The sequence below is a fragment of the Endozoicomonas sp. ALC020 genome (assembly GCF_049275935.1).
In the GTDB taxonomy this organism is placed as follows: Bacteria; Pseudomonadota; Gammaproteobacteria; order Pseudomonadales; family Endozoicomonadaceae; genus Endozoicomonas_A.
The window spans coordinates 1,604,412-1,626,463 of sequence record NZ_CP184830.1; the positions used below are offsets into that span (position 1 = coordinate 1,604,412).

At 46.4% G+C, this 22,052-nt stretch carries 23 protein-coding genes; 10 read left to right on the forward strand and 13 right to left on the reverse strand.

The genetic code is table 11. The features are described 5' to 3' along the window. Nucleotides 1-171: 171 nt before the first annotated feature. Nucleotides 172-1,086, reverse strand: coding sequence for a hypothetical protein (locus ACOJUO_RS05185; protein ID WP_422139146.1), 915 nt, complete (start codon nucleotides 1,084-1,086; stop codon nucleotides 172-174). A 387-nt stretch (nucleotides 1,087-1,473) separates the two neighbouring features. On the opposite strand from ACOJUO_RS05185, the gene ACOJUO_RS05190 reads away from it, so the two are divergent. From ACOJUO_RS05190 to ACOJUO_RS05200, 3 genes are all read left to right on the forward strand, one after another. Further along, nucleotides 1,474-1,872 (forward strand): hypothetical protein, encoded by a 399-nt coding sequence (locus ACOJUO_RS05190; RefSeq protein ID WP_422139147.1) that lies wholly within the window; start codon nucleotides 1,474-1,476, stop codon nucleotides 1,870-1,872. A gap of 166 nt (nucleotides 1,873-2,038) precedes the next feature. Beyond that, nucleotides 2,039-2,917, forward strand: a complete 879-nt coding sequence (locus ACOJUO_RS05195; protein ID WP_422139148.1) for a protein kinase domain-containing protein — start codon at nucleotides 2,039-2,041, stop codon at nucleotides 2,915-2,917. Nucleotides 2,918-3,298: 381 nt separating this feature from the next. Next, nucleotides 3,299-4,351 carry a hypothetical protein gene (locus ACOJUO_RS05200; RefSeq protein WP_422139149.1) on the forward strand — a complete coding sequence of 351 codons (1,053 nt, stop codon included), beginning with the start codon at nucleotides 3,299-3,301 and terminating at the stop codon, nucleotides 4,349-4,351. Nucleotides 4,352-4,555: 204 nt separating this feature from the next. Here the strand turns inward: ACOJUO_RS05200 and ACOJUO_RS05205 are convergent, their stop codons facing one another. Both ACOJUO_RS05205 and dnaB read right to left on the reverse strand, forming a co-directional pair. Continuing rightward, nucleotides 4,556-5,206 carry a DUF29 domain-containing protein gene (locus ACOJUO_RS05205; protein WP_422135675.1) on the reverse strand — a complete coding sequence of 217 codons (651 nt, stop codon included), beginning with the start codon at nucleotides 5,204-5,206 and terminating at the stop codon, nucleotides 4,556-4,558. After that, a complete protein-coding gene (dnaB, locus tag ACOJUO_RS05210; RefSeq protein WP_422139150.1) occupies nucleotides 5,196-6,599 on the reverse strand; it encodes a replicative DNA helicase in 1,404 nt (467 codons plus the stop codon). Before dnaB ends, ACOJUO_RS05205 begins: the two co-directional genes overlap by 11 nt. Nucleotides 6,600-6,794: 195 nt before the next feature. On the opposite strand from dnaB, the gene tatA reads away from it, so the two are divergent. The 4 genes from tatA (at nucleotide 6,795) to ACOJUO_RS05230 (ending at nucleotide 9,603) form a co-directional block, all read left to right on the forward strand. Further along, nucleotides 6,795-7,016 (forward strand): twin-arginine translocase TatA/TatE family subunit, encoded by a 222-nt coding sequence (gene tatA, locus ACOJUO_RS05215; RefSeq protein WP_422135677.1) that lies wholly within the window; start codon nucleotides 6,795-6,797, stop codon nucleotides 7,014-7,016. 10 nt (nucleotides 7,017-7,026) lie between these two features. Next, nucleotides 7,027-7,320 carry a Sec-independent protein translocase protein TatB gene (gene tatB / locus ACOJUO_RS05220; RefSeq protein WP_422139151.1) on the forward strand — a complete coding sequence of 98 codons (294 nt, stop codon included), beginning with the start codon at nucleotides 7,027-7,029 and terminating at the stop codon, nucleotides 7,318-7,320. A gap of 34 nt (nucleotides 7,321-7,354) precedes the next feature. After that, a complete protein-coding gene (gene tatC, locus ACOJUO_RS05225; RefSeq protein WP_422135679.1) occupies nucleotides 7,355-8,101 on the forward strand; it encodes a twin-arginine translocase subunit TatC in 747 nt (248 codons plus the stop codon). 263 nt (nucleotides 8,102-8,364) lie between these two features. After that, nucleotides 8,365-9,603 (forward strand): ATP-binding protein, encoded by a 1,239-nt coding sequence (locus ACOJUO_RS05230; protein WP_422135680.1) that lies wholly within the window; start codon nucleotides 8,365-8,367, stop codon nucleotides 9,601-9,603. 130 nt (nucleotides 9,604-9,733) lie between these two features. Here ACOJUO_RS05230 and ACOJUO_RS05235 read toward each other — a convergent pair whose 3' ends face one another. From ACOJUO_RS05235 to ACOJUO_RS05260, 6 genes are all read right to left on the reverse strand, one after another. After that, the gene (locus tag ACOJUO_RS05235) at nucleotides 9,734-11,788 is read right to left on the reverse strand and encodes a PhoX family protein (protein ID WP_422135681.1); all 2,055 of its coding nucleotides are present in this window, start codon (nucleotides 11,786-11,788) and stop codon (nucleotides 9,734-9,736) included. A 228-nt stretch (nucleotides 11,789-12,016) separates the two neighbouring features. Continuing rightward, a complete protein-coding gene (gene rplI / locus ACOJUO_RS05240; RefSeq protein ID WP_317144724.1) occupies nucleotides 12,017-12,463 on the reverse strand; it encodes a 50S ribosomal protein L9 in 447 nt (148 codons plus the stop codon). A gap of 31 nt (nucleotides 12,464-12,494) precedes the next feature. Next, nucleotides 12,495-13,367 (reverse strand): hypothetical protein, encoded by an 873-nt coding sequence (locus tag ACOJUO_RS05245; protein WP_422139152.1) that lies wholly within the window; start codon nucleotides 13,365-13,367, stop codon nucleotides 12,495-12,497. A gap of 36 nt (nucleotides 13,368-13,403) precedes the next feature. Then, a complete protein-coding gene (gene rpsR, locus ACOJUO_RS05250) occupies nucleotides 13,404-13,628 on the reverse strand; it encodes a 30S ribosomal protein S18 (RefSeq protein WP_034835335.1) in 225 nt (74 codons plus the stop codon). Between the two features lie 126 nt (nucleotides 13,629-13,754). Beyond that, nucleotides 13,755-14,174, reverse strand: a complete 420-nt coding sequence (gene rpsF / locus ACOJUO_RS05255; RefSeq protein ID WP_422135683.1) for a 30S ribosomal protein S6 — start codon at nucleotides 14,172-14,174, stop codon at nucleotides 13,755-13,757. Nucleotides 14,175-14,323: 149 nt separating this feature from the next. After that, on the reverse strand, nucleotides 14,324-14,470 hold the full coding sequence (locus ACOJUO_RS05260) for a hypothetical protein (protein WP_422135684.1): 147 nt from the start codon (nucleotides 14,468-14,470) through the stop codon (nucleotides 14,324-14,326). A gap of 38 nt (nucleotides 14,471-14,508) precedes the next feature. On the opposite strand from ACOJUO_RS05260, the gene ACOJUO_RS05265 reads away from it, so the two are divergent. Together ACOJUO_RS05265 and ACOJUO_RS05270 are read left to right on the forward strand one after the other, a co-directional pair. After that, nucleotides 14,509-16,242, forward strand: coding sequence for an autotransporter assembly complex protein TamA (locus ACOJUO_RS05265; RefSeq protein ID WP_422139153.1), 1,734 nt, complete (start codon nucleotides 14,509-14,511; stop codon nucleotides 16,240-16,242). Then, entirely contained in the window at nucleotides 16,239-19,529 is a 3,291-nt protein-coding gene (locus ACOJUO_RS05270) for a translocation/assembly module TamB domain-containing protein (protein WP_422139154.1), read from the forward strand. The genes ACOJUO_RS05265 and ACOJUO_RS05270 overlap by 4 nt, the downstream gene beginning before the upstream one ends. Here ACOJUO_RS05270 and ACOJUO_RS05275 read toward each other — a convergent pair whose 3' ends face one another. Genes ACOJUO_RS05275 through ACOJUO_RS05285 form a run of 3 tightly spaced genes read right to left on the reverse strand, consistent with a single transcriptional unit; the run spans nucleotide 19,530 to nucleotide 20,881 of the window. Beyond that, nucleotides 19,530-19,823 carry a HigA family addiction module antitoxin gene (locus ACOJUO_RS05275; protein ID WP_422135687.1) on the reverse strand — a complete coding sequence of 98 codons (294 nt, stop codon included), beginning with the start codon at nucleotides 19,821-19,823 and terminating at the stop codon, nucleotides 19,530-19,532. It abuts the gene before it with no gap. After that, a complete protein-coding gene (locus tag ACOJUO_RS05280; RefSeq protein WP_422140057.1) occupies nucleotides 19,823-19,921 on the reverse strand; it encodes a type II toxin-antitoxin system RelE/ParE family toxin in 99 nt (32 codons plus the stop codon). Before ACOJUO_RS05280 ends, ACOJUO_RS05275 begins: the two co-directional genes overlap by 1 nt. A gap of 15 nt (nucleotides 19,922-19,936) precedes the next feature. After that, a complete protein-coding gene (locus ACOJUO_RS05285) occupies nucleotides 19,937-20,881 on the reverse strand; it encodes a D-2-hydroxyacid dehydrogenase (protein WP_422139155.1) in 945 nt (314 codons plus the stop codon). Between the two features lie 92 nt (nucleotides 20,882-20,973). Between ACOJUO_RS05285 and ACOJUO_RS05290 the strand changes: the two genes are divergently transcribed. Continuing rightward, on the forward strand, nucleotides 20,974-21,216 hold the full coding sequence (locus ACOJUO_RS05290) for a DUF2789 family protein (protein ID WP_422135689.1): 243 nt from the start codon (nucleotides 20,974-20,976) through the stop codon (nucleotides 21,214-21,216). 13 nt (nucleotides 21,217-21,229) lie between these two features. Here the strand turns inward: ACOJUO_RS05290 and rlmB are convergent, their stop codons facing one another. Beyond that, nucleotides 21,230-21,967, reverse strand: a complete 738-nt coding sequence (gene rlmB, locus ACOJUO_RS05295) for a 23S rRNA (guanosine(2251)-2'-O)-methyltransferase RlmB (RefSeq protein ID WP_422139156.1) — start codon at nucleotides 21,965-21,967, stop codon at nucleotides 21,230-21,232. Nucleotides 21,968-22,052: the final 85 nt, after the last annotated feature.

Sequence of the window (22,052 nt, forward strand, 5' to 3'; positions counted from 1 at the left end):
CCCGCAAAACCCAATTTGCAGCACCTTTTCCAACTTGTGATAGCAACATCTCGTGGTTGTCTGAAGCTTACGCTCTGGCGGGACGAAAACGCCTGGTTAGGCCGCACCGCTGCGGGCAGCAACGGGCGAAAGCATCTGGTTATTGAGAGTCATGAATCAAAAAAGGTGCCATCAATCCTGAGACGGAGGGGTTGGCTCATGTGGCAGATACTCGCTTAGCCCTTCATCGAGCCCGCCGTTGTATAGATCAATACATTGACGTGTCTGTTCAATCAGATCTCCGATTTCACGATATTCTTCACCACTATCATTTCGTTTAGGGCTGCTTGGTTCTGGTCCAAAAGCAGGCCTGAGAAAACCTGAATAAAGCAGTAAGGCTTTGTAAGTGATAGTGCCTTTTTTCATGTTGATCATCATTTCAGCATCCCAATATTCAGGAGTTTCAGATAAACTACAGACATCAATATGTGAATGGTCATAACATTTGTACTTTTTTTTGCTTGCTCCAGCTTCAGTATCTTCTTCAGAAGCTTTTCCTTCATCATCACTGCTGTCACTAAATCCACCCAAAGCATAGTCACTATCATAATTATGATAATCAGGGCCTTCGACTACTGCTGATCCTTGATTACGATCAAGATTGGCTCGGCCCAGATAATAAACTTTATCAGTGTTGAAGTGCGTCCGAAAATATTCAGTCAACAATTGCAAAACAGACGTAAAGTAAGCCTTACTCCTGGCCCCCATTTCAATGAAATTTGATGGTCGAAGTCTCATATCAGGGGGAGTATTCACTGCAGTAATTTGGAACCTGGCGGTCACTCTCAGCTCACCATCAACAGTCTGCTCGTCAATTCCCAGAAATCCGTCAGATGAATGGTGATCCCTGTTAAATGACCATAATGAAACCTCTTCAAGATTGAAAAGGCTTCTGGAGGAGCCCCCCCCTATAAAGGTTTTGAACATTTGCATGAGCGCTAATTCTGCCAAAGGCAGGTAAGCGTCGTATCTGTCATCTCCAGAATAGCCTGTACAAGGGAGCATCATGGTAACCAGGACTAACACTAACCGAATACCTTGCTTCATGTTATCGGGCCTTTCCCAGCAATGCGCTCATTGAACTTGAGTTCGATTTAAAAAAGACAAGAGCCCCGGCGATTTAGCCATCTTTCGGTTGCAGACTATAGATAGCTGACAGGGCTCCTGCGCCTATGATGAGTGTATTCTATGATGTTGATGGTTTCTGTCTGGTTTTAAACAAGAATGACATAAACAACCAACATGCAATAGCAAAAGACCTCCTGTTATATCGAAAACCCGCCGTATCTGGTGACAAAAACTTTAACCAGCTTCCAACCATGATCTATGGACTTGTTTCTTTGGTTGCTTTGATGATGGTCATTTTTATTTGGAACCTTCTGGGCTGGGTGTTGTCTAATTTTTATAAGGTTTCACAAAAGGGGTCTAGAGTCCATGAAAAATAAATTTACGCTAATGATATTGATGGCAACACTGGCAATTAGTGCGGAGGCTGTATCTGAAACTTGCGATATAGTTTTTGCTCATAATAGAGTGAATATAAGCACTCTTGATAAAGCTGAACTACTGGCAGCTCTTTATAATAGAGCTAAACCTCAAGGATTGGGAATGCTCCACTATGATCCTGCTCCAATGACTGTAGATCAAGCCAAAGAGCTATTAAGCAAGCGAGCTTCTCATGAATTATATTTTGATTATCTCGCTGGGCGTGTAATGAAAATTGATATTAGTTCTGATGTTATGAAAACACGTTTATACAACAGGGATAATGGAGAAAATGCAGCAGAAAAGGTAGCTTGCGCATTAAAACCATCCAAAAAAGATGAGTTCTGACATTGGAAATCCTATCAAATCGCCTGTTATTACGCAGCCATTTGAATCCAATATGTTTATTGGGTTCAAATGGTTTTTCATGTTTTAGTAGCATTCGTTATTGATTGCAACATGACGCCAGTTTCAGAGTCTGTGCCACAGGGATGAATTAAATCAGGGAGTTAATATGGATATTTCAGGCTTACCCTCTAAAAGGATAAAAATTGATGTACAAAGTAAAAGTGAAGATAAGTGTTTTCATGGCTTTGCACAGGGATGTATACCAAAAGCTCATATGTTCGAGTTTAAAGATAAAATTGATGGTGGCGCATGCGGTGATGTGTATCGGTCAAAGTGCGTAACTGAACGTAAATGTGATATAGCCATAAAAGTTATTCCTTTGATAGGTTGGAAAGCGGAGAATGCTATTGATGAGAAAAAGACGATAAAAACCTTAATAGCCAATCCCCACCCTAATATTGTTGAATACTTTGGCGTTCTGGAAGAAGATGACAAAATGTATATTGTGATGGAATTAGGGAAAAGCAACCTCTATCAATTTTTAGATGAAAACTTCTCAAAATTATCAGTTTCACAATTTCATGAAATTATTTTCCAAGTTCTTGAGATTTTAAATCATCTTGAGTCGATAAGTGTTACGCAAATGGATTTCAAACCTGAAAATATGATTTGTCTGAAAAATAAAATAAAATTAATCGATTTTGATAGCGTCCATAAAAAAGGAACACGTTTTTATCAGCCTCCATCATCACGCCTTATCAATGCTGCACTATTTTTATCAAAAATACAGTTGAAAATGAAATGTGGCGCTCCAAACGATAAATATTACGAGTTAACTTATAAGTTTAACAATGCTTGCCTCTCAGATGATTTCAACGAGTCTGATGCAAAAACTTTATCTGAAGATCCTGATATCTGGCATGATCAGCTTCCTTTAGAAACACGAAAATTATTAAGCAGAAGTTTCATTAATGAAGAGTCTAAGCAAAAACAAGTTATAAAAATGCGAGACAAAATTTCACCCAGAAGCGAGCTTGTTTTTTAGAACCTGTAACCTTTGCAGCAAGGGTGGCGAACGCAACATGCCAACCCTTTTCCTGTAATTGTTATCCTGCAGCCCTGCCGTCAGGGCCAATGTTGATAGAATTTCGAACGAGAATAGAGCTACTAAAATAGCGCTACCTCCGATCACAGTGAAGGCTAGCGTGGCTTTTGGCTCGTGAATCATCCACTGGAAAAATAGAAAAAACTTTCACACTTCTTCCGACTAATGCCAAAGCAGTCGGCTGGATTTTTTTTTAGGCTTTGCTATATACTCTGAACACTTTTTATTTAGTAAATAAAAATGCGTTTACTTATCTTTTGCCTATGTTTTTACTCAAGCACTTTGTTTGCTTATTTCGAAGAAATTCACATAGAGAATATTGTGAGAATTAATTGTGTATTGCTCCCAGTTATAACAACCATTAATTACTTACAGCTTAAGAAGCACTATAATCTGGGATTCGATCAAAATGTCAGGCCTTTTCACCTTACGACGTTGTCAGTAATTTCAACAATTCTTACGAAAGTCTACCTGATTGATAGAATATTTGCTTCAAGACATCTTGATCGTAATTCCAGATCACTGAAACCAAAAATTATTAAAAGTAATTATGCCTATGGCATCATTTTAGAATTTGAATTACTGAATAAAACATTATTGCAAAGTGAAAATAAGTCAGACTGCATTCAGTTATTGAACAATTCAATTATTTACCCTGTTTCTATTGACGAAAAATTAAAGTTAAGCATAGATTTAAAAAACATATCATCAGAGCATAAACTCATGCATTTAGATTCAACATATGGTCAAAAAGGGGATTGGTGGTTTGAAACTTCATGCATTTCAAATAAAGATAAAAATTTAGAAAAAGAGGAAAAATCAGAAAAAGCAGTTAGTGTTTGTAACAGCTTTGTTTTAACAAATGTTTGCATTGAGCTAAAGAATCCCGAGAAATTATTGCAACTTGAAATTTTATCAAAATACAGTCTAAACGTAGTGACGGGAGAAGGGCTCAGTAAGTTTATGACTATCAACATGGGTAACAAACGAGCAAAAACCCAGCTGTTAAATATTTGTAATTTACAGCATGGGTACTTTGAACTTTACCATAGCAATGAGCCTGATATTAAATCAGCGTTGCAAGATTACATCTTGAACTTACATTTTCTGGAAGCTGATAACGAGAGAGAAAAGAGCTGGTTGAATACATTGTACATTTTAGGTCATTCTTTTGCCTATGGAATTGTTACTTACGTGTTTTCATATTTTGTTGACTACGCAAGCTTTTATCTTTTGGCTGAAAGTTGTGCAATTTGTTTAAACCAAGTCCAATACCCGGGAGCATCAGCTTGTGTGTACCACTGGTTTTGCACACTGTGTTTAAGTAAAGCGAGAGCAGAACATCCTCGAAGCTGCCCATTATGTGGTATATAAATGCCTCACGCTTGCAGCAAGGGTGGCATACACAGTGAGCCAACCCCTTATATCCTCGCCGGCATGCCCAAGAATTTGTCGCAGATTTTCCTTCCTCTTACTTTTTCCTACTTTTTCTTGTAGAAGGTTCACGCTATTGACTCAACCATTGGGTGTAGTCGGTTTTGTATAAATCAGTCATTGTCAGCCTCCGGCAGCCAGTCTTCAGTCGTCGATATTGACGCCATTTAGTGGATACCAGTCTTCAGTCATTATTTGCTCGTAAGACCACGGGCACTGATCCGGGAAACTATTTTCATTTAACTTTTGATTTTTATTAACATAAATATTCATTTCTTTAATCGCATCTTTTTTACCGTCAGGATATGTACTGTTTAGTACATCTTCTATTTGTGGTTTTAGACAAGGATTATCCGCAATAAGTTTGTTAATGTTGTTTCTTGATCTGTTGATAGTAATTAACCATACCCTTGGTACTCTTTCAGTTGCTACAGTGCCTATTAATACACTTGTTTGATAATCACATTTCAGAAGATGAGTTATCAAAGTAGCTAAACGATTTTTTAACTCACGAATATGGTCCTTAATGCCCAACTCCAGCTCCCCCATCAAATTCTCTATGTCAAGCTGGTCAAACTGTCGCTGAGCAAGTAGCTCCCGCTGTAGGGTAAGCCATTGGTGATAATCTTTGTCATACAAGTTTTCCATAAATACCTCCATTGCCCTACCACTGTAGGCAATTAACAGAAGGGAATCAAAATGAATTACCAAAGCACAGATGCCTTTTTCAATATCGACAGACCGGGTCCAGTACCTGTGCGCAAGAGCGTTAATAACTTCCTGCTTATTCATCATCAAAGTTGACATAAGCATCGGGGGCAAGATTCTCAAACCGGGTGTACTGACCAATAAAGGCCAATCTTACTGAACCGATAGGGCCGTTACGCTGCTTACCAATGATGATCTCACCAATACCCTTAAACTCGGTATCCGGGTTATAGACCTCGTCACGGTAGATAAACATGATGACGTCGGCATCCTGCTCAATCGCTCCGGATTCACGGAGGTCGGAGTTGACCGGACGCTTGTTGGGGCGTTGCTCCAGAGACCGGTTAAGCTGAGACAGCGCAATCACCGGTACGTTAAACTCCTTGGCGATGGCTTTCAGGGATCGGGAAATTTCCGAAATTTCGTTGGTACGACCTTCGCTGAAACCGGGAATCTGCATCAGCTGCAGATAGTCGATCATAATCATGGCCATGTCACCATGTTCACGAACTACACGACGAATACGGGAACGCATTTCTGAAGGACTGATGCCTGCGGTGTCATCAATAAACAGTTTTTTGTCCTTGATTTTCTCCACCGCTGACACCAGCTTCGGCCAGTCGTCTTCTTCCAGCTTACCGGAACGCACTTTGCCCTGATTGATTCGGCCCAGAGAGGACAACATACGCATCATCAGCTGCTCAGAGGGCATTTCGAGGCTGAAGACCATGACGACTTTTTCGGTATTTAGCAGGGCGTTTTCGACCAGGTTCATCGCGAACGTCGTTTTTCCCATCGACGGCCTGGCAGCAACAATAATCATATCCGACGGCTGCATACCCGAGGTCATATTGTCCAGATCACTAAAGCCTGTGGTGATACCGGTAATGGCATCGCCAGCGTTAAAAAGCTCATCAATTTTCTGAACCGTGTTGTCCAGGATTTCCCGAACACTCACCGGGCCACCGGTTTTGGGGCGCTCTTCAGCGATGTTGAAAACCAGTCGTTCAGCTTCATCCAATACTGTCTGGCTGTCCCGACCTTCCGGATTGTAGGCGCTTTCAGCCATCTTCTGACTGGCATTGATCACCTTTCTGAAAACAGAACGCTCCTGAATGATTCCGGCGTAAGCCTCAATATTGGCAATACCGGCAACATTGGCCACCAGCTCGGTGATGTACACCATACCACCGGCCTGTTCCAGTTCGTCCTGATTCTCCAGGGTGGCGGCCAGTGTCAGGGGGTCAAAGGGAAGCGTCTCATTCGCCGATTTAGCCATCGACGAGAAAATAATTTTGTGACGGGGATGATAAAAGTCGTCAGCCGTGATCTTGTCGGCCACTTTATCCCAGGCTTCATTATCCAGCAGCAGACCACCGAGCACAGATTGCTCCGCCTCAATGGAGTGAGGGGGGGTCTTCAGGCTTACGGTTGCTTCATCAATGGGCAGTTCGCTTTCTTGGGGCAGTGCTTCCAGCATGATTCATGAATACCAAAATCGTAGCTTACAGAATACAGCAACTTGATGAGTGACTAAACTGCTTAATCATTCGATTTGATTGAGGGTGAATTGCAAGTGTCCAGAGTATGCTTCACAGTCAGGGGCTTGTCATAATTTCTCCATAATGAAACGCTATAGTGACCACTTTCAAAGAATCATAAAGGAAGAATCACTATGGGCCTAGGCGGTATCAGTATCTGGCAACTGTTAATCGTACTTTTGATCCTTGTCATGCTGTTTGGCACCAAACGACTTAAGGGTCTTGGCAGTGACCTGGGTGGAGCGATCAAGGGCTTCAAGAAGAGCATCAGCGATGACTCAAGTTCAGCAGAAATCCCTGCGGGCAATAGCCAGGACACCGAAAAGAGCAGGGAACTGAGTCATAACAAAGCCTGAGGACTTCAGCGTGTTTGATATTGGCTTTGCCGAACTGCTGGTTATCTCAGTGCTCGCCCTGGTGATTCTGGGGCCTGAGCGCTTGCCTTACGCGATAAAAACCAGTCTGCAGTGGATCAACTATCTGCGCAGCAGCGCCAGCACTATAAGAGAAACGGTCAATAGAGAGCTAAAGGTCGATGAGATCAAGCAGGATCTTCAGCTGGAGGAGCTGAATCAACAGGTTCGATCTCTAAAACAGGAAGCAACCGTAGCTACTGAAAACCTCTCCAAACCATCCGATTCCAAAATAAAGGCAGCCTGAGCGCTGCCTTTATTTGATGCCTGCCGAGACATTTATGAAGACTGAAACCCCAACGGTTCAATCAGAACAACCCCTGATTCAGCATCTACTTGAGTTACGTACTCGTGTGCTGAAAAGTATGGTGATTACCCTGCTGTTCTTTGTCGGGCTGTTTTACTTTTCCAATGACATTTACGAGCTGGTTTCCGAGCCTCTGCGCCTGCTAATGCCCGAAGGCACCAGTATGATAGCCACCGATGTAGCCTCCCCTTTCTTTGCTCCGTTTAAACTCAGTCTTGTGCTCTCCCTGTTTATGGCCATTCCCTTTATTCTCCATCAGGTCTGGGGATTTATTGCTCCCGGCCTGTACAAGAATGAAAAGCATCTGGCCATTCCATTACTCATAACCAGCGTCATACTCTTTTATACCGGTGTCGCTTTTGCCTATTTTGTGGTGTTCCCACTGATCTTTGGTTTCTTTACCACGACCGGGCCTGAAACGGTCACCATGATGACCGACATCAGTAGCTACCTGAACTTTATTCTTAAACTGTTTTTTGCCTTCGGGCTGGCCTTCGAAATCCCTGTCGCAACGCTGTTACTGATCTGGTCTGGCATGAGCACCGTTGAATCCCTCTCCAGGAAACGTCCTTATATCGTGGTGGGCTGTTTTGTGATCGGTATGCTTCTGACACCACCCGACGTTATCTCCCAGAGCCTGCTGGCTGGACCTATGTGGATGTTGTTTGAACTTGGACTTTTGTTTGCCAGGATGACGCCTTTTATGAAAAAGTCTTCTTGAGAACGACCCTGCGCCAAGGTCCGTATTTATCGGGAAAGCCTGGCAAGATTTAAAGCGATAGCACGCCATTTTCGGCCTGCAAAAAGCCATATACTTAAGCCACCAAAAGACCGAGATAACTACTTGTTTTTATTACATAAAAAAGTAGAAAAAGAAATAAACCGACATTTGGCCGGAAGCTAAATAGGCAATTAGACGCTTTATAAACCGTCAAATAGACGCTAGAGTAATAGACAATTAGCCGAAACTTGAAGCACCTTCTGATGCCAAATTTCCCACGCTACTTACAACCAAAAATAGAAGAGGCCTTGCAGGATACTCCTGTAGTCTGCCTGCTCGGGGCTCGTCAGGTGGGCAAATCAACTCTTTGTCGGAAGCTTTCCTCTGAGCGAGTTTACCTGACCTTTGATGATGCTTCTGTATTGCAAGCCGCCAAAGACGACCCAGCTGGATTTGTACAGAACCTGCCTGAATACGTGACATTGGATGAAGTCCAACGGGTTCCAGAGCTGCTCTTTGCCATCAAGGCTGAAGTTGATCGCAATCGCAAACCTGGCCGCTTTCTGCTGACAGGCTCAGCCAACTTGATGTTATTGCCCAGAGTCAAAGAATCGCTTGCTGGGCGTATTGAAATTTTGCATCTGCATCCACTGACAGAAGCGGAAAAAGAATCAACTCCTCCCGTCTTTTTACAACGACTCTTCACACAAGCCCTGTCTGCCTCTATCAAAGGTGAGCAAAAAGAAATTCATGGTATCGCTGAACGGGTTTGTCGGGGCGGCTTTCCTGAGCCCAACACCCGCACACCCCATCGTGCACGACAATGGTTTAATCAGTATCTTCAGACCATTGTTCAAAATGATATTCGGGATATTGCCAACATCCGTGACGAAGATGAAATGCTTAAGCTGGCTGAGCTGCTATCTCTTCGTACTGGCAATCTGCTCAATACCAGTAGCATCGCCACTGACCTGAAAATACGACGCGAGACCACCGATAAATACATCAGTATTCTGGAACACCTGTTTCTCTTCTACCGTTTGCCAGCATGGCATAATAATGCTGCCAAACGCCTGATAAAAGCACCTAAAATTCATATCGCAGACAGTGGGTTGGCAAGCAGGCTGAATCGACTGAAAGCTGAAGAATGGCAGCACTATTCGACCCCCTTCGGTCCCATTCTGGAGAGTTTTGTAATACAGCAGATAAGAGCTCTGACCGAATGGCTGGATGACCCTGTCCACCTCAGTTATTACCGGGATAAAGATCAGGTGGAGGTAGACTTGGTCATCGAACACAATCGTGATACCTACGGTATAGAAATTAAAAAAGCTATCAGTATTCAGGAAAAAGACGGAGAAGGCTTAAGGCGACTTGCTGACCAGGCCGACAAACACTTTAAAGGTGGCGTATTGATTTATTGTGGTAACAATGCACTGCCACTGAAGACAAAAAACTGCATGGCGGTGCCACTGGATTGGCTCTGGCGCAATGATATATAAGTACCTGATCAGCTGGTTTTGTTCCGCCACCAGCCAATGGAAAACGACATAACAAAATGTTTTTCACAAAAAAAAGCCGATGAGCATTCCAATCATCGGCTTTGTCAAATTGGCAGTCAGGTGACGGCTATTAAACCCCCACTTCACCACCACCGTCTTTCATAACAACCACCGTGGCAGAACGCGCCCTGTTCGCACCACTTTCATCCTTTGCATCGGTTGACCCGGCGGCAGGCCAGTTCGATGGATGCTGAATATTCAGGAAGAAGCTCTGGTGATCCGGTGTAAACGCCAGACCAGTCACCTCACAACCATTTGGCCCGACAAAGAAACGCTTCAGTTGCTCCTGGTTGTCGGCGTTAACGGCTAACAAGTCCTCAGTACTAGTACTGCTTAGCTCAGATGGAATAATGGCCAGCATCTGGTCATTGGTGTTTTCATTGACACCACCGTCTGTCTGAATCCACAACAGACCACGGTCATCAAATGCCAGACCATCCGGGCTGCCAAATTCATTGGCTTCATTCAATCCAGAGAGATTCACCAGGGCACTTTCTGATGCAAAAGAGCCGAACAGGAAGAACTCCCAGGTAAACTGGCTTGGATCAGCCCCTTCATTCCAGCGAATAATATGGCCATACTCATTTCCTTCACGAGGGTTGGCCACGTTGGTGTCGGTATCAGAATTGCCGTCCTGGTTATCACGATCAGTGTTGTTTGTCAGTGTCACATAAACAGAGCCGGTTTTCGGATCTACCGCAGTCCATTCGGGGCGGTCCATGGGGGTAGCGCCTACCAGATCAGCTGCACCCGGCGTGTTCAGGATAATTTCAGCCTGAGTCGTGAATCCTGAGATATCACCTAACCTTCCACCGTCTTTAGTGGTGGCATCGGGAGTCAGGGGCAACCACACACCCTGACCTTCCTCATCGAAGCGAGCGGCATACAAAGTACCTTCATCCATGTACTTTGCACCGGTGGCGAGACGATCTTCAGAGTCAGCATCTGCCGCGTCCCAGAGTTCTTTGGAAACAAACTTGTAGATGTACTCAAACCGGCTGTCATGGCCAGAATAGAAAACAACGGGCTGACCTTCTTCCAGTTTGCCAAATGAGCAGTCTTCGTGACGGAAGCGACCCAGAGCCGTCCGTTTAATCGCTTTAGCCTGTGGACTATAGGGGTCTATTTCTACAATGTATCCGTGACCATTAGCTTCGTTACGGAAATCCTCAGTCTCATCTCCGGAGCCCGGAGTTACATCAAAACGGGCAAACTCGCCGGTTTCGTTTTCGTCAGAAGATAGAGCAGTATCCCAATCATAACGGGTACCCCTGGAACTGATACCCAGACGTATTTGTTCTTCAGTCCAGTTAGACGGGTCATCGGAACGGGTAAAATAGCCAGGCCAGTTTTCTTCACAGGTCAGATAAGTCCCCCAGGGAGTGTGACCATTACCACAGTTATTGTTGGTGCCCCGGGCAAGGGCTTTATTCCCTTTTTCATCCGTGTATTTGGTAATTAGCAGATCACTGTCTGCCACCGGCCCGGTCAGATCCATTTCAGAGCCTGCAGTGTAACGCTTGTTGTAGTTGCTGTTTTTAACCACATCCCAGACGCCATCAGTCAGTTTGATGTGAACCACTGAAACACCATGAGCGTTAATTTCTTTACGAACTTCCTCAGCAGGACGTACACCATTATTGTCAGTTGCCCCATTCGGATGCAGTCGCGTCTGATCAATAAACTCATGGTTTATACACAGCAGACCTTCAGTACTGTTGCCTTCAAGGGGGAAGAAATGCATCCCATCATGCATCATGCCAGTAGCATTCGCCTGATCGGTGGAACTGTTGGTGCCATCATCTTTCCACTCTGCCGCTAAATCATTCAATGGCGTTCCCCACGGCGCCAGAACCTGAGCGGAGTAGCCAGCAGGTACAGACACAGCATCGGTCTTGGAGCCGGAAATAGAGTCAAAGCCAAGAGAGAGCTCTGATGAAAAAACATCGTCAGAGTCGTCATCGTTACAGCCCGTTAAACCAAAGCTGGCCAGTGCACTAAATGCTGCCAGTGCCCCCCCACGTTTCAGAACACCGCGGCGGGAGAGTTCTTTTTCCAGCACTGCCGAGATCGGCCTGTTATCACTGGAGTTATACACCGTCGGATCAAAAGTATATTTGCTCATGTAATATCTACTCGTTCAAGCCAGCTTTATTTGTTGTGTAATATCCTCTAAAGCAGGCTCATTAAACGACACAAGAATTACAGTGAAATGTATTTAAGATGACAGATTTAAAACAATCTTTTGACTGAAATGACGGCGAATGAAGAGGCAGGACAAAAGGCACATAAAAAAATACCCGTGGACCTAAGCCCACGGGTATTTTTCTATCAGGCGTGGTTACAACCGAACTTATTCAGCTTCAACGAATACCTTGATAGTCGCTGCAACGTCGGTGTGCAGCTGGATGGCGATGTCGTATTCGCCAGTAGCGCGAATGGGACCTTCGCCCATGCGAATTTCGCTCTTGGCTACTTCAACGCCAGCACCAGTGATGGCTTCAGCCAGATCACGTGAGCCGATAGAACCGAACAGCTTGCCTTCGTCGCCCGCTTTGGCGGTCAGGGTCAGTTCGATTTCAGCCATTTCAGCTGCACGCTTTTGGGCAGCAGCCAGCTTTTCGTTAGCAGCCTTTTCCAGCTCGGCGCGACGAGCTTCAAAAGCTTCAACATTTTCCTTGGTAGCAGGCACAGCCTTGCTGAAAGGAATCAGAAAGTTACGACCGTAACCGGCTTTAACGGTTACCTTGTCGCCCAGGTTGCCAAGGTTGGCAACTCTCTCAAGCAGGATAACGTCCATCGCTAGCCTCTTACCTTATACCTAGTGCCTGTCAGCCCTGAATCTGCTTACTCACGCGGTTGCGAAAATCAAACAGACTGTCAAGACAAGCAGTCAAAACAATAACCGGGTATGCCAGTTGCGTAAGGGTGATCAACAGCATATACAGTCCAATCAACCAGAAGCTGCCCCGTTGACGCAGTTTTACCAGCCCATGGACCAGCGCCAGACCTGCAATAAACAGTGGCAACGATGCGATGGGTACCAGGGCAGTCATCACAGGTGACAGCGCCGACCCCATCAAAGTGATGGTCAGTAGACCTACCCCGACAGCTGCGGGTAACCGCACCTTGCGGAATTCTTCACCGAATCCTCCGGGGTTATAGAGATCGGCCTGCCAGGAGCGCGCCAGCATCAAAGCCAGGACACAAAACAGTATGTGCACCCAGGCCAGAGCACCCGCTACGCCGTACTCCAGGACCTGTCTCAGACGTTCACCCGGTTGCAGAGCCTCTAGACTGCTACTGCCCTGGAGACTCTTTTTCAGAAACTCCATCACAGTGCCAGCCATGACGCTGATCATCTGCGGTGATATCTGGTACATGGCAAAAGCCACGAGGCCTCCCAGCGGCACAACAGCCAACAGGGTTTTCGGCCATGAGACAGTCTGGCGCAGGACGCAAGCCAGCAACGCTGTGGTTGCCAACCCGATCAATACGCTGTATTGACCAAAGGCGGCCCAGGCTATTCCGGGTAACAAAGCCCAAATCAGGACTTTCAGTCCGTGGTCAATGCCGCGACGCAGTATCACCAGAGATACAATAGCCGCACTCAACCAGAAAAGCATGGGAATACAGGCAAATATGACCGCCAGAAACAAGGAATGTTTCGGGCTTTTCATTGCCAGTTCCGCCAGTTTACGCATCAAGCAATACCTTCAGTTCCAGAGTTTGCCGACTGATCAGTGACGATCAGTATATGGCAGCAGTGCGATGTAACGCGCACGCTTGATAGCTGTCGCCAGCTGACGCTGATAACGGGCTTTGGTACCGGTGATACGGCTTGGTACAATCTTGCCAGTTTCAGAAACATAAGCTTTCAGGGTGTTCAGATCTTTGTAATCGATCTCTTTCACGCCCTCAGCGGTGAAACGGCAGAACTTTCTGCGGCGGAAAAAACGTGCCATTGCAACGTCTCCTTGAATTCAACAAATGGTGATGTTCTTAATCCTGCCAGCCTGGGCTGAAACAGCCTTGAGCTAAAACAGCCTTGAGCTAAAACAGCCTTGAGCTAAAGCAGTATCAAGGACGACTTACTCGGCAGCTTCTTCAGCAGCTTCCGGAGCTTCAGCAGCTTCTTCACGACGCTCTTCACGACGATCTTCACGACGATCGTCACGGCGTTCACGTTTCTCTTCAGCCTGCATCATGATGGATGGCTCGGAAACGGCCTCATCACGACGGATCACCATGTTACGGATAACTGCGTCGTTATAACGGAAGTTATCTGTCAGTTCGTCCAGGATCTCATTGCTGCACTCGATGTTCATCAGAACGTAGTGAGCCTTGTGGATCTTGTTGATTGGATAAGCCAGCTGACGACGGCCCCAATCTTCAAGACGGTGTACCTGACCGCCGTTTTCGCTGATAGCGCGTGTATAACGCTCTATCATGCCTGGTACTTGCTCGCTCTGGTCAGGATGTACCAGAAAAACAATCTCGTAATGACGCATTATTTGCTCCTTACGGGTTAAACAGCCTCCCACACTGAGTGAAACACAGGTTCCATTCACAGAGCAGTAAGGCAAGGAGATGGATCGGAGATGACAGTCACCTGAAAGATGCCTGCACACCACGCCCAGCTTACAAAGAGCGGAGGATTTTAGAGAAGTGTGACCATGGTTGCAAGAATTATAAACCGATGGCGGCCGACGTTAAAACGCATGAGAATCCGGGAATCTACTGCCTGACGCTGCTTTTTATTGAGATAGATCGACAGACCTTCTACGATATCGGTCAGTCCCGCCACTTTCTCTCAACAACTTTACTCTCAACAAATGGTCGCCAGTGGGTAAACTGAATAAATTTCTATCGATTATCGTACTTTTGCTTTCAGCCCTTCCTTCTGTTTGCCAGGCCCGATCCCATCTGACCTATGAGATTAAGGGTCTGGAAGACGGGCTGAAGCGGAATGCCGAACGCTTTCTGCAAACTTTGCCTGCTATTGAGCCCGGAGAATTGCCTGGCTACCGGAACAGTATTCTTGAGGCAGTTCAGAAATCTCTGCAAGCCCTGGGTTATTTCAACCCAACCATTTCCATGAAGATGGATGGCAAAGATACTGACCAGCTTGACATTCATGTTGATCCGGGAGAACCCGTACTTATCCGCACCATCAAAATAGAGCTGGAAGGAGAGGCCCGAAAAAACCGGTCGTTCAAGAGGATCGTCAAACGCACTCCCCTCAAAAAAGGCGCTGTCTTCAATAGCGGAGAATATGAAGAACTTAAAACGGAACTTAACACCGAGGCCCAGTCTCTCGGTTTTTTCGACGCTCAGATGCAAACCCACAGGGTCAAAGTTTATCCACAAGAGAATGCGGCAGATATCGAACTGGTTTTTGACTCTGGCAGGCGTTACCGGTTCGGGAACATTGTTTATGGAGAAATCCCTGAAAATACCCAAGCCCTGATCGAGAAAATGTTGACCTTCAAGCCCGGCTCAAACTATCAATCCATAGAGCTGGGCAACCTGAACAAAGAGCTGGCCTCAACAGGCTATTTCCAGCAAATCGATATACGCCCCATGCGGGATAAAACCGAAGACTACCATGTCCCTGTTTATATCGGTGTCATTCCCAAGAGGTATCATGAGATTGAAACCGGTGTCGGTTATTCTACTGACGAAGGCCCCAGGCTTTCTTTGACCTGGGATATCCCCATGATCAATGACAAAGGGCACAGCCTGACCAATGAGGCTCTGCTCTCAGCCCCCAGAGCCGAACTGACTTCCAGCTATAAAATCCCCTACGGCAACCCATTAACTGAATTCTATGACCTTCAGGTGGGTTATCAATATAAAGAGCAGGAAGACACCATCAGTAACCTTGGATCGACTTCCATCCATAAATGGAAAAAAAACGCACATGGCTGGGACCGTGACCTGTTTTTAAGAATTCAATACGAAAGCTACAAACAGGGTCTTCAGAGTGGTGAAAGCTTTCTGGTCATCCCGGGTATCTCCATGACCCGACGCCAGGTCAGAGGGGGAGAGCTCGACCCCCAAAGTGGCTACCTGGTTATGTCCACGGCAGAATTCTCGGATAAGCTCCTGGGCTCTGATCAGAACTTTGTGAAGCTCTGGGGTCGTACCAAAGGTTTAACGACACTGGCAGAAAAACACCGATTCATTGGCAGAGTTGAGCAAGGTGCCATTTTTATAAACGACATCGGTAAAGTACCCCCTTCCATTCGTTTCTTCACCGGAGGTGACCAGACTGTCAGAGGATACAACTATGAAAGTATTTCTCCTGAAGACGCCAAAGGAAAGTTGACAGGGGCCAAATATATGACGGCACTCGGTGTGGAATACGAATACCAGTTTCTGGAACACTGGCGAGGCGCTGTTTTTATAGACTATGGAACAGCCACTAATAATTACAAGGACGACTGGAAAACCGGGGCCGGCTTCGGCATTCGCTGGATAACCCCTCTTGGCGCTCTGAGATTAGATCTGGCCTTCGCTGTTAGTGAACCCGGAAGCCCGTACAAATTGCACTTTTCTATGGGGCCAGAAATATGAAGACGACTCTGGCTATATTAACCTCTCTTATCACTCTTCTTTGCCTGATGCTGTTTTTACTTCTGACTCATACCGGCAACCTCTGGCTGTGGAACCTGGCACGCTCACAATTACCTGAACTTCAGGGTGAACTGATCAAGGGATCAGTTTCCAAAGGCCTTGTCTTGCAAAATCCAGGCTGGGTGGATCAGGATATGGCGTTCACAGCAAACCGAGTCTCTTTGCAGTGGCAACCACAAATGCTGCTTGAAGGAAGACTGGTCATTGATGATCTGGCACTGGAAAATCTTTTCGTTAAACTGCCAGCGCCTGATAAAAAACAAGCACCTGCCAGCGACAAACTGATATTGCCAGAGATAGAACTGCCTCTGCCCATTGCTGTAAAAAAGCTGACTTTGGATAAAGGCACTTATGAACAGGGTGAGATTAAGGAAGAAGTCAGTAATATACTTTTGTCGTCTGATGCCCGGCAATCGCAAATCAATATCCAAGAGTTCAAGGTTGAACATGCTTTGGGCAAAGCCAGCCTGCACGGGAAAATAACACTGAGCGGCGATTATCCACTGTCTGCAACCGTTGATATTCAGCCAGCCTCCCTGGATAAAAAGCTCCAACCAGAAAATCTGAAGGCCAGCCTTCAGGGCTCTCTGGCCGACTATCAACTGGATGCCAGCGCCACGGCCGAATCTAATGTCCTGGCCACTTCCGGAACTCAAAAAGAAACCCTGATAAAGGTCTTACTCAAGGCGAGGGGAAACCTTGAGCATATTGCGATCCGTCGTCTCAATCTATCAACCTCTGAAGGTGATGCGGACCTCTCAGGCCGACTTAACTGGACAAAAGGCATTGCCTGGAATGGCAAGGTGAAACTCAACAGCCTCAACACAGCCAACCTTTTACCTGAGTTTCCGGGAAGGTTCGACGGTGTAATGGCAAGCCGTTTTAATCTGGACGGAAAAACCTGGCATCTGGTGATTTCTGAAATGGATATCACCGGAGAACTCAGGGACAAACCCGTCTCACTCTCCGGCACATTGGACATCAATCATCTTTTTAACTGGAAGGTCGAACACCTCAATGCCAAAATCGGTGAAAACCAGTTAAGCGCCCATGGTCTTATTGATAAACAATGGGACATAGAAGCGCAACTCAATGCTTCAAAACTGGCAGAACTTTACCCCGGCCTTGAGGGTAATGTGACAGGTTTAATCCATGTATCCGGGAGCAAAAAGCAACCCAGATTGAACTTTCAACTGGACAGCTCTTCTGTTCGTTATCTGGACACAGTCGTCAAAGGCCTCTCGGCAAAAGGTCAAATTGAAAAGAAAGAGCAGATTCTGGGGCAGGCTCGCATCAGTATAGAGACACTGAACCAGGGCACACACAGACTCAACCAGATCTTGCTTGAAGCCAGAGGCAATGAAAAACAACATCAGGTTCGGCTCTCAACCCAAGGCAAAGAGCTCAAGAGCGTCATCTCCCTGGCTGGCAGCTACCACAATGAACAATGGCAGGGACAGCTCACCCGCAGTGACCTGAACACAGAATTCGGAGACTGGTCACTGAAAAAACCTGTTGAGATCAAAGCCTCGGCAGCCAGCGCTTCATTCTCTGAATTCTGTCTGGAATCATCCCCTTCCAGCATCTGTGCGCAATCCAGCCACCTGGGCAAAGATTCAGGACTTCTCTCCTTTCACATTGAGCAACTGGCCCCTGAAAGATTCAAAGCCTTTTTCCCCACCGAGTTTGGCTGGCAGGCAATGCTTAACTCAGAGGGAGAAGTAAGCTGGCAGGATAACCAGCCGAAACTGTCGTTAAAGCTTTCTTCAAGCCCCGGAAAAATTCAGGCTTATGACCTTTCAGGTGATTACAGTCAGCTCAACATGGAAGCCAGAATCGCCAACAATCAGTTGCAAAGCTCTCTAAACTTCCTCTCAGACACGTTGGGACGCAGCCACCTGACCATAGACGTCAATGATCTGAAAAACCAGAAAACCCTCAGTGGCCAGCTGAATATTGAGCAATTATTGCTGGAAATATTTGCGCCTTTCTTGCCTGAAGTCAGCGATTTGAAAGGTACTTTTTCTGCCCGGGGCCGACTGGAAGGCTCTCTTGCCAAACCTCTTTTTTATGGCCGACTGGCCATTGAAGATGGTTATGCCAATACCACACGGGACATTGTCAGTATTTCTGAACTGAATACTTACCTGAATGTGAACGGTGACTCAGGCACAGTAGAAGGCAAAATGCAGGTAGGTAAGGGCTCACTGGATCTGGGAGGTCACCTAAACTGGAAAGATCTTCGGCAGCCTGCCGGTATCATCACCCTGACAGGGCAAGACCTGGATGTTAAATACCCCGGCATGGGGGAGATCAGAGTTTCTCCCAACCTTAAGCTGACACTGTCTGAAAAGATAACACTGACGGGTATTATCCGAATTCCCTGGAGTCGCATTACCATTAACAGTCTTCCGGAGAGTGCTGTTTCAGTCTCAGATGATGTAGTAATCGTCCGGGAAGGACAAACTTCTGAGCTCCACGAACAGGCGTTACAGCTGTTTTCGATGAAGGTACGAGTCGTACTGGGAGACGATATCCGGCTCAATGCTTTCGGTCTAAAAGCAAGACTGGCAGGGCATCTGGATCTTCTACAGCTTCCTGACAAACCCCTGGAAGGAAACGGCACCATTAATTTAATTGGAGGTCGTTACCACCAGCTGGGCCAGGATTTACTGATCAAGGAAGGAAAAATCATTTTCCAGGGGCCTATCGATTCCCCCTATCTATTGGTCAATGCCATTCGAAATCCGGAAACCATCGAAGATAATGTTGAGGTCGGCATTAAAGTCAGTGGCTCTGTAAAAAAACCTGAGTGGACCATTTATTCCAGCCCGCAAATGCCGCAACAGGAGCAACTCTCCTACCTGCTGCGAGGCAGGGGACTGGAAGGAGATGACAGTTCCGGTGCCCAGGCGATGCTGGTAGGGCTTGGTGTTTCCAAATTTGGTGGTATCGCCACATCGCTTGGTGAAACCTTTGGTTTCAGCGATGTCTCTCTGGATACTGAAGGCAGTGGCGATGATACCCGGATCACCATTGGTGGCTACATAGCCCCTGGTCTTCGCCTGCAATACGGCGCAGGGGTTTTTGACTCAGTCAGCGAAGTGAAAATTCGCTACGAACTCATGCCCAGACTCTATCTTCAGGTCGTCAATGGTCTGGCTCAGGCTGTGGATATTTTCTATCGCTTTACCTATACCCCTGATTCCAAAAAAGAGCCTGAGTAATCACGCAAAAGAAAATTTGAAAGGCTTCAGTGTATTGAGCTTTACTGACTGCTCTGATTGCCAGATGTCGTAGTTGTTCTGCATAACCAGCCAGCTTTCCGTAGTTCTGCCAATAACCATGGAAAGTCTTCTGGCCATCTCAGTGGATATAGCGCTTTTTCCCTGCAAAATCCTGTTCAAAGTTGAGGGTGAGACCTCCAGAGCCTCAGACAGTTGCCTGCAGCTAACTTTGGCTGGTTCCATGTAGGTTTGCTTTATAAACTCTCCCGGGTGGAGTGGATCGTGCATTCTCATCAGTGATAATCCTCGTAGTTCAATATGTATGCATTGCCATCAGTAAATTCGAATGTGATGCGCCAGTTTTTTTTAACTGTTATTGACCATAGTGCAATTAAGGAAACTGACTCCTACTCCTGAAGAAAACGTATATAGTGCTCTGCCGCAAAATTGACCAGACGTTGTCTCGACTCGAGACTTCCCCAGGCGCAATGGGGAGTGACCATCAAATTGGGCAGAGACGTGCTGAGCAGGATATTTCCGTGTCTGGGGGGCTCCTCTGTCAACACATCAAACCCGGCGCCTCCCAGTCGCCCAGCTTCCAGTGCCGAAACCAGAGCACTCTCGTCTACCAGCCCGCCTCTGGCGGTGTTGATCAGAATAGCCCCGGATTTCATCAGTGACAGTCTTCTCTGATCCATCAGGTTGGCAGTGCTTTCACTCAAAGGACAATGCAAACTGACGACATCTGACTGTTTCAATCCTTCGTCTAACTCCAACCTGTCTTCAGAGGTTGTCGGCGAACCTGGCACTTTAGCCTTCAACACATTCATACCGAAAGCTTCTGCCAGCCTGGCAGTGGCCTTACCCAAGTCACCATAACCGACAATGAGCAGTGTTTTACCCTCCAGCTCCATGATCGGATGATTCAGTAGACAGAATCTGTCGCTTTTTTCCCAGCTGCCGTTGGTAGCATCTTGGATGTAAGCAGGAACAGAGCCCGCCAGAGACAGAATCAAAGCCATGGTATGTTGGGCAACAGATGCGGTGCTGTAACTTTCTACGTTCTGGACTTTAATTCCTCGCAGATCACACGCAGCAAGATCAATATTATTTGTTCCCGTTGCCATTACTCTGATATATCGAAGGTTGGGGAGTGAAGAGAGTGTCGACTCATCAATCACCACTTTATTGGTGAAAATCGCTACCGCATCACGACAACGTTCAACTATATCTTCTGGTTGACTCTGATCGTATATTTCCAGCGGTAATGAAAGCTGATGAAACGCTTCCAGTGATACGCCGTCACCCAGAGTAACCCGATCCAATAAAACGACATTCTTTTTTGTACTCACATTTTTTACCTTTGGAATTCGGTTTTATCTTTTCAAAAGACAGTGGCCTGCTATCATGACGTTACGAAAACAGATTCCATCAGGAGGTCTCAATGGAACCTGCTCATCACACCATGAACGATCTGTTTGATCAGCTTGGATTGCCCAGCAGCGACCAAGAAATCAATGCCTTCATCGAAGAGCATAAAAAAATGCCCCATCGGGTAAAAATTGAGCATGCCGACTTCTTTTCAGACAGCCAGCAGGCTTTTATTCAACAGGCATACAATGAAGACGCTGACTGGGTTGTAGTCATTGAACATCTGGACGCTCTGTTGAGAGAAAAACCATCCTGAGAATTTCGGAGTTCTATGACTGTCTTTGGCGAACCGCCTCAAACAGGCAGACACCTGTCGCTACAGAAACATTCAAACTGCTGACTGACCCTGTCATGGGGATAAAGATTAAAGAATCACACTTGTCACGGGTCAGTCTTCTCATTCCCTTACCCTCAGCACCCATCACCAGGGTCAGGGGCCCCTTGAGGTCTGTCTTGTAAATATCACAAGCGCTTTCACCGGCGGTGCCAATCATCCAGATGCCACGATCTTTCAGCCAATCCATGGTTCTGGAAAGATTGGTCACCTGTACCAGCGGGACATTCTCTGCTGCGCCACAGGCCACTTTTCGAGCCGTCGCATTCAGGCTGGCAGATTTGTCTTTGGGCGTAATCAGAGCATGAACACCGGCGGCATCAGCGGTTCTTAGACAGGCACCCAGGTTATGAGGATCGGTCACGCCATCCAGTATCAAGAGGAAAGGCGGCTCATCCAGCGTGTTCAGAAGATCTTCCAGATCGCCCTCCCGGTAAACTTTCGCCTGCGCAACACGGGCCAGTACGCCCTGGTGCACCCCTTCAACTTTTGAGTCCAGTCGGGCGCGCTCGACAAAACGCACCGTCACGCCCTGGTTGCGGGCTTCCTCCACCAGCGCATTAATGCGCTTATCAGTGCGACCTTTCTGGATCAAAAGTTCTAAAACTTTTTCAGGAGAATGCTCAAACAGGCTCTGCACAGCGTGCAGGCCAAAAACAACATCATCACTCATTACGGAAATTCGTATGCAGGGTTGGAATCAGGATTGGAATGCATATTAGCAGAGCCCGAGGCTTCAGTGGAATGGATACCGCTCT

What these genes read in the sequence shown, in the direction of transcription:
- ACOJUO_RS05185 (WP_422139146.1), bottom strand. Translation starts at nt 1,086, where the DNA reads ATGAAGCAAGGTATTCGGTTAGTGTTAGTCCTGGTTACCATGATGCTC.
- ACOJUO_RS05190 (WP_422139147.1), top strand. Translation starts at nt 1,474, where the DNA reads ATGAAAAATAAATTTACGCTAATGATATTGATGGCAACACTGGCAATT.
- ACOJUO_RS05195 (WP_422139148.1), top strand. Translation starts at nt 2,039, where the DNA reads ATGGATATTTCAGGCTTACCCTCTAAAAGGATAAAAATTGATGTACAA.
- ACOJUO_RS05205 (WP_422135675.1), bottom strand. Translation starts at nt 5,206, where the DNA reads ATGATGAATAAGCAGGAAGTTATTAACGCTCTTGCGCACAGGTACTGG.
- dnaB (WP_422139150.1), bottom strand. Translation starts at nt 6,599, where the DNA reads ATGCTGGAAGCACTGCCCCAAGAAAGCGAACTGCCCATTGATGAAGCA.
- tatA (WP_422135677.1), top strand. Translation starts at nt 6,795, where the DNA reads ATGGGCCTAGGCGGTATCAGTATCTGGCAACTGTTAATCGTACTTTTG.
- tatC (WP_422135679.1), top strand. Translation starts at nt 7,355, where the DNA reads ATGAAGACTGAAACCCCAACGGTTCAATCAGAACAACCCCTGATTCAG.
- ACOJUO_RS05230 (WP_422135680.1), top strand. Translation starts at nt 8,365, where the DNA reads ATGCCAAATTTCCCACGCTACTTACAACCAAAAATAGAAGAGGCCTTG.
- ACOJUO_RS05235 (WP_422135681.1), bottom strand. Translation starts at nt 11,788, where the DNA reads ATGAGCAAATATACTTTTGATCCGACGGTGTATAACTCCAGTGATAAC.
- rplI (WP_317144724.1), bottom strand. Translation starts at nt 12,463, where the DNA reads ATGGACGTTATCCTGCTTGAGAGAGTTGCCAACCTTGGCAACCTGGGC.
- ACOJUO_RS05245 (WP_422139152.1), bottom strand. Translation starts at nt 13,367, where the DNA reads ATGCGTAAACTGGCGGAACTGGCAATGAAAAGCCCGAAACATTCCTTG.
- rpsR (WP_034835335.1), bottom strand. Translation starts at nt 13,628, where the DNA reads ATGGCACGTTTTTTCCGCCGCAGAAAGTTCTGCCGTTTCACCGCTGAG.
- rpsF (WP_422135683.1), bottom strand. Translation starts at nt 14,174, where the DNA reads ATGCGTCATTACGAGATTGTTTTTCTGGTACATCCTGACCAGAGCGAG.
- ACOJUO_RS05270 (WP_422139154.1), top strand. Translation starts at nt 16,239, where the DNA reads ATGAAGACGACTCTGGCTATATTAACCTCTCTTATCACTCTTCTTTGC.
- ACOJUO_RS05275 (WP_422135687.1), bottom strand. Translation starts at nt 19,823, where the DNA reads ATGAGAATGCACGATCCACTCCACCCGGGAGAGTTTATAAAGCAAACC.
- ACOJUO_RS05290 (WP_422135689.1), top strand. Translation starts at nt 20,974, where the DNA reads ATGGAACCTGCTCATCACACCATGAACGATCTGTTTGATCAGCTTGGA.
- rlmB (WP_422139156.1), bottom strand. Translation starts at nt 21,967, where the DNA reads ATGAGTGATGATGTTGTTTTTGGCCTGCACGCTGTGCAGAGCCTGTTT.